The 2563-nt window shown below is 72.7% G+C and carries 2 protein-coding genes; both read right to left on the bottom strand.

Going from position 1 to position 2563, the window contains the following annotated elements:
• Positions 1-1043 (bottom strand): GlgB N-terminal domain-containing protein (locus ACWD5Q_RS35330; RefSeq protein ID WP_451431159.1); only part of this gene is annotated, 1043 nt, incomplete at its 3' end.
• A complete protein-coding gene (locus ACWD5Q_RS35325; protein ID WP_451431158.1) occupies positions 971-2377 on the bottom strand; it encodes a maltokinase N-terminal cap-like domain-containing protein in 1407 nt (468 codons plus the stop codon). The genes ACWD5Q_RS35325 and ACWD5Q_RS35330, both read right to left, overlap by 73 nt.
• Positions 2378-2563 lie beyond the last annotated feature (186 nt).

The following is a 2563-nucleotide window of genomic DNA, read 5'->3' as shown; positions in this document are numbered from 1 at the left end:
GTGCCCAGGCGGGCGGTGGGCGCGTAGTAGCCGGTGACCTGGTAGCCCCACGAGCCGCCGAAGGGATGCTCCGCGACCGGCATCAGCTCGACATGAGTGAAACCCAACTCCCCCACATACGTGGGAAGTTCCTCGGCGAGCTGGCGATACGTCAGTCCTGGGCGCCAGGACGGCAGATGCACCTCGTACACCGAGAACGGCGCTGCGTGGACCGGTACGTCGCCGCGCCGGGCCATCCACTCCCGGTCACCCCACGTGTACGCGGACTCCGCGACGACCGACGCGGTCGCCGGTGGCACCTCCGTGCGCCGGGCCATGGGGTCCGCGCGCACGGTGCGGGTGCCGTCGGGGCGCGTGATGTCGAACTTGTACAGCTCGCCCTCGCCGATGCCGGGCACGAACAGCTCCCACACCCCGGTGGAGCCGAGCGAGCGCATCGGATGGGCCGCGCCGTCCCAGTGGGAGAAGTCCCCGCAGACCCTCACCCCGAGCGCGTTCGGTGCCCACACCGTGAAGCGGGTGCCGGCCGCGCCCTGGTGGGTCATCGGATGGGCGCCGAGGGCCCGCCACAACTGCTCGTGCCGTCCCTCGCCGATCAGATGCAGATCCAGCTCACCGAGCGCGGGCAGAAAACGGTAGGGGTCGTCGGTCTCCAGCACGCGGCCCTCGTAGGCCACGAGGAGCCGGTACTCCGGGACATTCGGCAGCGGCAACAGAGCCGAGAAGAACCCGTCGCCGTCGTCGTACAGCTCCGCCCAGACGCTGTCCATGAGGACGGTCACCGAGAGCGCGCTGGGCCTCAGCACACGGAACGCGACCCCGCCAGGCACGGGATGGGCGCCGAGCACCGCGTGCGGATCGTGGTGCGCGCCCGCCAGCAGCCGCTGCCGCTCGCCGGGCTCCGCCGGTGCGGCACTCGGGCTCCCCAACTGCGGTGAGCACAGGGGCGGTGGTGATGCGGAGGGGGCGGTCACGGGATCAGCCTCCTCAGGCCGGGGCGTTCGGCGAGGCGGGCGATCGCCACCATCGGCACGGGCAGCCAGTCGGGGCGGTGCCGGGCCTCGTACAGCACCTCGTACACGGCGCGGTCCGTCTCGTAGGCACGGAGCAGCTCCGGTTCCGAGCGGGGGTCCCAGCCGGCCACGGCGGCGTAGCCCGCGCAGTAGGCCTCCCGGCACCGCAGCGCCCACTCGGGGCGCCAGGGCCGGCGGGCGTGGGCCGCGTAGTCGAAGGAGCGGAGCATGCCCGCCACGTCGCGCACCGGGGACTGGACACGGCGCCGTTCGGGCAGCGGGCGGGCCGGTTCGCCCTCGAAGTCGATCACGTGCCACTGCCGTTCGGCGCGCAGGACCTGGCCCAGGTGCAGATCGCCGTGGATCCGCTGCGCGGGCCGGGACGAGTCGAGGGCCGCCGGCTCGGTGAACACGGACCGCAGCCCGGCCGCGTACGGCAGCAGTTCCGGTACGGCGTGGAGGGCGTCCCGCAGCCGTTCCACCATGCCGGCCGCGAGCCGCTCGCTGCGGGGCGAGCCCGGGGACTCGACGGGGAACGCGACGGCGAGGGACAGGTGCACCTCGGCCGTGGCCTGCCCCATCTCGTAGGCCTCCTCGGTGAACTCCCGCCCGGCCGCGAGTGCGTCCAGTGCCTGCGTCCATCCGTCGGCGGCGCCGTGCAGGAACGGCTGGAGCACACCGAGGGTCGCGGCCCACGGACTGGAGGTGCGGAACCAGGCCACCGGGGCGAGGACGCGGGCGCAGCCCTCCCGGGCCAGGGCCCAGGGCACCTCCAGATCCGGGTTGATGCCGGGCCGCACACGGCGGAACAGTTTCAGGATGTACGCGTCCCCGTACACCAGGGAGGAGTTGGACTGCTCGGCTTCGAGGAGGCGCGGGGCGAGTCCGGCGGGGATCGTCACCCCTCCGTCGCGTCCGTCGCGTTCGAAGCGCAGGGCGCCCTCGGTGCCCGGAGTGCGCAGCCGTTCCAGAAGCAGGGACGCCGAGCGCGGGTCGTGGAGGGCGTCGTACACCAGCAGCCCGGTCAGGGGGCCCTCGCGGACCCGCCCGAGGACAGCCGTGGGATGCCACGGTATGAGGAACTCCCCGAATCCGAGGATCAGTTGGTAGCAGTCGCGGACCGGGGTGGCGCGTGGTGTGCCGCTCGCCGACAGCTCGGGGTACTCGGCACGGATCAGGAGGTGCAGGCAGTCGGGGCGCAGTTCGGTCACCGACAGCAGTGCCAGGTCCGTGACGGGACGGCCCTTGCCCGCGAACCAGCGCTGCCGGGGAAGCCAGGTGCGCAGCAGACCGGACAGCGCGGGCAGGAGCGAGGCGGGGCCGAGGCCCTCCGGGCGGAGTAGTGCGCTCTCGGTCTTCGTCATGGCGTCGCGTCCTTTCCGTCCGGGGCGGCCGAGGGATCAGCGGCCATGAGTCAACGGGCCACGACCAGGCTCACCTTGGTCACCTGGGGGACGTCCTTGCGGAGTCGGAACCAGTAGAAGCCGTGGCCTGCGAGGGTGAGGAGGTAGGGCAGTTCGCCGATGGCGGGGAAGCGGACCTGGCCGATG

It is taken from the genome of Streptomyces sp. NPDC002513 (genome assembly GCF_053595355.1).
This window is presented reverse-complemented; position numbering and strand designations above follow the sequence as displayed.

Bases quoted from the DNA above. Each gene is read 5' to 3' on its own strand.
- ACWD5Q_RS35325 (WP_451431158.1), bottom strand. From the start codon at position 2,377: ATGACGAAGACCGAGAGCGCACTACTCCGCCCGGAGGGCCTCGGCCCC.